At 58.5% G+C, this 6,495-nt stretch carries 3 protein-coding genes and 1 pseudogene; all 4 read left to right on the forward strand.

The features are described from left to right. The first annotated feature begins 594 nt into the window (after positions 1–594). The gene (locus tag B7G52_RS22715; RefSeq protein WP_371329060.1) at positions 595–2,385 is read left to right on the forward strand and encodes a peptidase domain-containing ABC transporter; all 1,791 of its coding nucleotides are present in this window, start codon (positions 595–597) and stop codon (positions 2,383–2,385) included. 187 nt (positions 2,386–2,572) lie between these two features. Further along, positions 2,573–3,940, forward strand: coding sequence for an HlyD family type I secretion periplasmic adaptor subunit (locus B7G52_RS22720; protein WP_096699935.1), 1,368 nt, complete (start codon positions 2,573–2,575; stop codon positions 3,938–3,940). Between the two features lie 282 nt (positions 3,941–4,222). Then, a complete protein-coding gene (locus tag B7G52_RS22725; protein ID WP_096699936.1) occupies positions 4,223–4,951 on the forward strand; it encodes a hypothetical protein in 729 nt (242 codons plus the stop codon). 24 nt (positions 4,952–4,975) lie between these two features. Next, a pseudogene (locus B7G52_RS24395) lies at positions 4,976–6,495 on the forward strand (hypothetical protein); the annotation flags it as partial.

Below are 6,495 nucleotides of genomic sequence, written 5' to 3' on the forward strand. Positions count from 1 at the left end.
CTTCCTCCACCGCCGCGCTTTCAGGCGGCAACAACCGCGCTACCGCCCGGTCCTTGAATGCTTGTCCGTATCGTGCCAATTCTTGTCCTTCATCGCCGCCCCCGGATTCTTGGTTCTATGGAGGCGACAACTATTCTGACGCGGGGGGGCTCTGTCACATACGAATAGAGGGAGGGCCCACAACCAGCTTGTGGGCAGGGAGCAATGCAAAAAGAATATGCACAAGCTGATTTTGTGTGGGCGCTGCAAACGATGTGTGCAGTGCATCGCCGCCCTTTTGACGCTCAATTGTTGTTGCAGCAGTTTCCACCGCCGTATGACGAATCGGGTCTGGTTCGCGCAGCGCGGGGCTTGGGCTTCAAAACCCAGTTGCGCTGCATCAAGCCCACGGAACTGCCTCAGCTTCCTTTGCCCTTGTTGGTAGGGCTGAGCAGCACCGCCACACTGGATGCAGATACCCCAGAGAGTGTTGGTATCGATGACATAACCCCCGTTGCTCCGACACTGGGCATCATGATCGCAGTGAGTGACGAACAGGTTGTCTGGTTGCCCGCCAACAGCAACTCGCCCGTCACAAGTCCCAGGGCTGAATTTGTGCAAACCTTAATTGGCCAGGCGGTGTTGCTCTATCCGGAAGATGAGGCCGTGCGCGATCCGGATTCTGGCGCTGGCGTGGGTTCTTCCTTCGGGTTCCGCTGGTTTGTGCCAGAGCTGCTCAAGCACCGCAAGGTCTGGCACGAGGTGCTGGGCGCCAGCCTGGTGCTGCAGCTTCTTGCGCTGGGCTTGCCTCTGTTCACGCAGGCCATCATCGACAAGGTGGTGGTGCATCGCACCGAAAGCACGCTGGTTGCGCTCGGCATCGGCATGGCGGTGTTCATGCTGTTCACCGCGCTGCTGACCTGGGTGCGCCAGTACGCCATCTTGCACACAGGCAATAGGGTTGACGCCGTGCTGGGCGCCGCGGTGTTTCAGCACCTGTTTCGCCTGCCGCCCAAATATTTTCAGAACCGGCCCACGGGTGTGATCGCCGCCCGGCTGCATGGGGTGGAGACCATACGCGAGTTCATTGCCTCGGCCGCGGTGACCATCATTCTGGACGTTCCGTTTTTGCTGATCTGCATGGGCGTGATGTTTTATTACTCGGTCACGCTCACACTGATCGTGCTGGGCATTCTGTCCGGCATTGCCTTGTTGTCGTTTTTGGTGGCGCCCATCTTCCAGACGCGCCTGAACCAGCAGTTCATGTTGGGTGCGCGCAACCAAGCCTTTCTGACCGAATACATCGCCGGGCTGGAAACCGTCAAAAGCCTGCAGTTTGAGCCGCAGTTGCAGACCCGCTATGACGGCTACCTGGCCACCTACCTGCAGTCAGGTTTTCAGACCAAGCAGATTGCCAACACCTACAACGTCATTGCCAACACGCTGGAGCAGATGATGACGCTGCTGATCCTGGTTATAGGCGCGTGGATTGTGATGCACCCCGACACCATCGCCTTGGCAGCAGGCACTGGCACCGTGTTCACCGTCGGCATGCTGGTGGCGTTTCAGATGTTTGCCGGCAAGCTCAGCCAGCCCATGCTGCGTATGGTCGCCCTGTGGCAGCAATTTCAGCAAGCCAGCCTGGCGGTGGACAGGCTGGGCGACCTGATGAACGTGCCGACCGAGCCCTACCGCCTGGCCCCCAGCAGAAAGGGCGATGCCAGGGGTGAGATTGAACTCATAGATATCGGCTTTCGCTACGCACCTGATTTGCCGCTTCTGTACAAAAACGTCAACCTCACCATAGAGCCGGGCCAGACGGTGGCCATCATGGGGCCCAGCGGCACTGGCAAGTCCACCCTGACAAAACTGCTGCAGGGCTTTTACCGGCCAACCGAAGGGCAGATCAAGGTGGACGGCATCGACATCCTGCACCTGAGTGCCAACGAGCTGCGCGCCAACTTTGGCGTGGTGCCGCAGGAGACGGTGCTGTTCAGCGGCACCGTGTACGACAACCTGCTCATGGCCAACCCTCACGCCAGTTTTGAGCAAGTGGTGCAGGCCTGCCAGATGGCCGAAATCCATGACGCCATACAGACCCTGCCCCAGGGTTACCAAACCGAAATCGGCGAGCGTGGGGCCGGCCTGTCAGGCGGGCAAAAGCAGCGCCTGGCCATTGCCCGTGCCCTGCTCAAAAAGCCCAAGGTGCTGATTTTTGACGAAGCCACCAGCGCGCTGGATGCGCAAACCGCCAATGCCTTTGCCACTACCGTCAACGCCTTGCGCGGCAAGGTCAGCATGCTGTTTGTGACGCATGCACTGCCCAAGACGCTGCAGGTCGACGAGATATTCGTCATTGGTGGCGGACACCTCAAGAAAGTTGTTCAAGCAAAGGCGGTCGCATGACAACTACTCAGCTTGCTGCATGCGCACGCTTTTCTTACCCCCTCGCCCTCTGGGAGAGGGTAGGGGTGAGGGCCAGCAAGCCACAACCTACGACAGCTCTATGCACAGACCGCCAGCCCTCACCCCCGCCCTCTCCCAGGAGGAGAGGGAGTAAAACCAGCCCCGACTACCTGCGTAGTTACGTCAAATGAGCACTTTGACCCAAACCCTGACCAAACGCCTGTTGCCTGACGCCGCCGAGTTTTCCCCTGGCCTGCTGGCCATTCAGGAAAGCCCCATGCCCAAGCTGCCGCGGCTGATTTTTTACATCGTCGCGGTGCTCTTCACCATCCTGCTGGCCTGGGCCGTCTTTGCCAAGGTAGACATCGTGGCGGTGGCCGAAGGCAAGCTGGTGCCCATCAGCTACACAAAAATTGTGCAGCCGGCTGAAGCCGGTGTCGTGGCCGACATTCTGGTGAAGGAAGGCGACCAGGTGCAGGCCGGGCAAGTGCTGATTCGCCTGGACCCCACCATGACCGGTGCCGACAGCCGCAGCCTGGCCAGTGAGCTGAGCCTGAAACGCCTGACCCTGCGCCGCGTCGATGCGGAACTGGCGGGCATTCCGCTTGCCATCAAGGACGGTGACGACCCGGTGATGATCGCCCAGGTGCAGGCCCAGGCCAACGCTCACCGGCAAGCATTTACTGATTCGCTGGCTCAAGAGGTGGCAACGCGTGAACGCGCGCAAAACGAATTGCGCTCAGCACAAGAGACGCTCACCAAACTCAAAAACACCTTGCCCAGTTACGAACAAAGCGCCAGAGCGCACAGCAAGCTGGTGGCGGAAGGCTTTTTGAGCCCCATCGCCGGCAACGACAAGGAGCGTGAAGCCATTGAAAAGTCCCAAGACCTCAAGGCCCAGGCCGCCACGGTGCAAGGGCTACTCTCCACCATCACCGCGCAGGACAAAAAAATAGCCGGGCTGTCCAGCACCTTCCGCAGCCAGCTGCTGATCGAGCGCACCGAGGCCATGGGCCAGCTGGCCAAGCTGGAGCAAGAAACGCAAAAGATGGGCTACAAAACCGGCCTGCTCGAGCTGAAGGCACCGCAGGCCGGCATTGTCAAAGACGTGGCCACCACCAGCAAGGGCGCGGTGGTGCAGCCCGGCATGGTCTTGCTCACCTTGGTGCCAAGAGGAGAGCAACTGCTGGCCGAGGTGCAGGTAAAAAACGAAGACGTCGGTTTTGTGCAGGCGGGTCAGCACGTGCGCGTCAAGGTCGCTGCGTACCCGTTCCAGAAGTACGGCCTGCTTGAAGGCAGCATCCAGACCCTGGCGCCCGATGCCCAAGCCAGCAATAACAACAATCCCGGCCAGTCAACCCCACAGGGCTACAAGGCGCTGGTCAAGCTCGACACGCAATACCTTGAGTCCCTCAACGGCGACGCCAGCCAGCGCAAGGGCCTGGAGGCCGGCATGCAGGTCGCCGCAGAAATCCACCAAGGCCGCAGAACCATCATGGAATATTTGCTGAGCCCGGTGCAGAAGGTGTCGGCTGAGGCGGGGAGGGAGCGGTGATAACTCAATGCCAAATTTTGTAGAAGCTATGAAAATAATAGCTGCTTGCGCACAGTAAATAAGGGCCAGAGGCCGATTTCATTCGACAAAACAGGGGCCAACACTATTTGCTGATCAACCGGCGTTTAGCAACTTTGGCAGTTACGTCAAAGTCCAGCAAACGCGCAGGCGGCAAGCTCAGGGCTTGTGCCAGACTGCGGCTGGGGTGTCTCCAAACTGCGGGAGGGGGGCTGGCGCCATGACCAATGCGAAGTATGGAAATTCATTTAAAAGGAAAACAGCATGAAGAACAAAACCGCATGGCTCAAAGCCATCAAAACAATTCCCTTGGCATTGGCGCTAGGCATTGCGATGAACGCGTGTGCACAAACAGGCAGATCTGGCGCAGACAGTTGGAAAGAGGAAGTGCGGTTGCATGACGGCCAAAAAATCATTGTTGAACGCTCGCAGACATACAAAGGCCGTAGCGAGCCTGGGCAACCCGCACCGATTGGGGAGCACACAATCCGCTTCAGTTTGCCCGGCAGCGGCAGAACCATCACTTGGACCAGCGAATACGGTGAAGACATAGGCCGTACCGATTTCAATTTGTCTGCACTGCACGTCAAAAACAACACCCCCTACGTGGTGGCTGAACCCAACCTCTGCCTGTCTTACAACAAGTGGGGCAGGCCCAACCCGCCTTATGTCGTGTTCCGCCACGATGGCAATGCCTGGCAGCGTATCGCGTTTGAGGCGCTACCGCCTGAATTCACGACGGTGAATGTGGTGAAACGCATCCGGGGCATTGATGTTGAGAACCTGGTCAAAGCCAAGCTGGTCAGCGCCGCACAGGTGGCTGAATTGAACTCAGGACTTGAGCGGCCTGAGTCGAAGGCGATTCTGCGGGAGACGTTGCCTGAGGCAAGACTGTTAGCAGAATGTCCAGAAAGGGTGTTTTACAAATGTGGATGGATAAGCCCGCACGGTGACTTCGGTCGTAAGTTCATGGACAGCACCTGCAAAAAGTAACAAATAAATTTGACGGAGAAACTTATGCCTTCACCAATTGAATTCGCGCTTCTGGCTGGTGCTTCTTACCTTTCGACGCGCACCGCCCAGAATCTTTTTCCAATTCCAATAAACTGGACGGAAAGGTTGGAGTATCAAGCGGATACTCCTCAATCCGGTTTCGAAGCCCGCACCTTCCAATCCGGCTCTGAAATCGTCATTAGCTACGCAGGTACCTACACCAAGCAAAGCGCTGATCTGATCGCCGATGTAAAGCTTGGAACCGGATTGATGCACGACCAACTACTGCAAGCGGTTGAGTACTACCTGCAAATCAAATCTGATCCGACAAACGCAGGAAAAACTATCGCGCTGACCGGCCACAGCCTGGGCGGCGGCTTGGCGGCCTTGGTCGGTGTGTTTTTCGGTGTTTCGGCCACAGCGTTCGACGAAGCCCCATTTGCGCAAACTGCGCTATTTCAAGGTGAGGCCCTCAAGGCCTACCTGGTCGGCAAAGTCACTGGTGACGGCTCACGCATTTACAGCGATGCTGCGCTTGCGCCGCTGACCAGCTACATCGAGCAAAAAGCAACCTTTGGCGCTTCCCCTACCCTCATTCCCAACGCGGGTCTGATCAGCAGCATTGCGGTTCAGGGTGAATTTCTGTCTGCTTTGCCCAAACACATTGCCACGACCGTTGATTCCATCGCGAACACTTCGCCCGGCGCGTCGGCGGCAAGCGACCTGCACTCCATGGCGCTGCTGAGCGCGTTCCTGCAAAGCCGCAACACCGCCGCAGTCGGGCAAAGACTCAACGAAGTCACCGTCAAGCTGCCCGACCTGGTGCGCATGATGTTTGACACCAAGCTATTTGGCTTTGCGTCGGACGATGCAGACAGTAGAAGCTTAATTGACCACCTCGTGCGCCACGAATCCGGCGTGCGCGACCCAGTCAGTGGCGCAACTGCCATCGCCGCAGATCAGATGGTCACCCGCTTCACCAAAGACCTGTACAAGCTCGCCCAGGACGGCGGCATGACGCTGACTGATGGCATCCCTGGCGCACCTGGCCTGCACAACCTGAGCATGGCCTTGACCGCCTTCGCCCTGCAGTTTTACTACGAGAACAGCGCCAACGCCACCAACTCGACCAAGCAATTGTTCAGCGACGTGACCGGCGGCATCCAGTTCGACATGGCCGATGTGTCCAAGGGCGTCGCCACAGCCTTTGCTAACAGCGCCAAGCCAGACCTCCAAGACGCCAAAGGCTTCGACTACGCTTTCAAGCAGTTTCTAGCGGGCAGCACTTTCAGCGCAACCGAGCGCACACTCATCCAGTCCATGCTGCCCTATATGCGCGACTGGTACGTGCAGGCCGGCGCCAATGGCCTGGCCAACACCGACATCCTCAACCGGGGCGCTTTCATGCTGGGCGGCGGCAGCAGCGATGCCCTGGTGGGCGGCAGCGCCGCCGACCTGCTGGTGGGCAACGCCGGCGACGATGTACTCATGGGCGGAACCGGCAACGACACCCTGCTTGGCGGACTGGGCAGCGACACCTACGT

Source organism: Polaromonas sp. AER18D-145 (assembly GCF_002379095.1).
Lineage (GTDB): Bacteria > Pseudomonadota > Gammaproteobacteria > Burkholderiales > Burkholderiaceae_C > Polaromonas.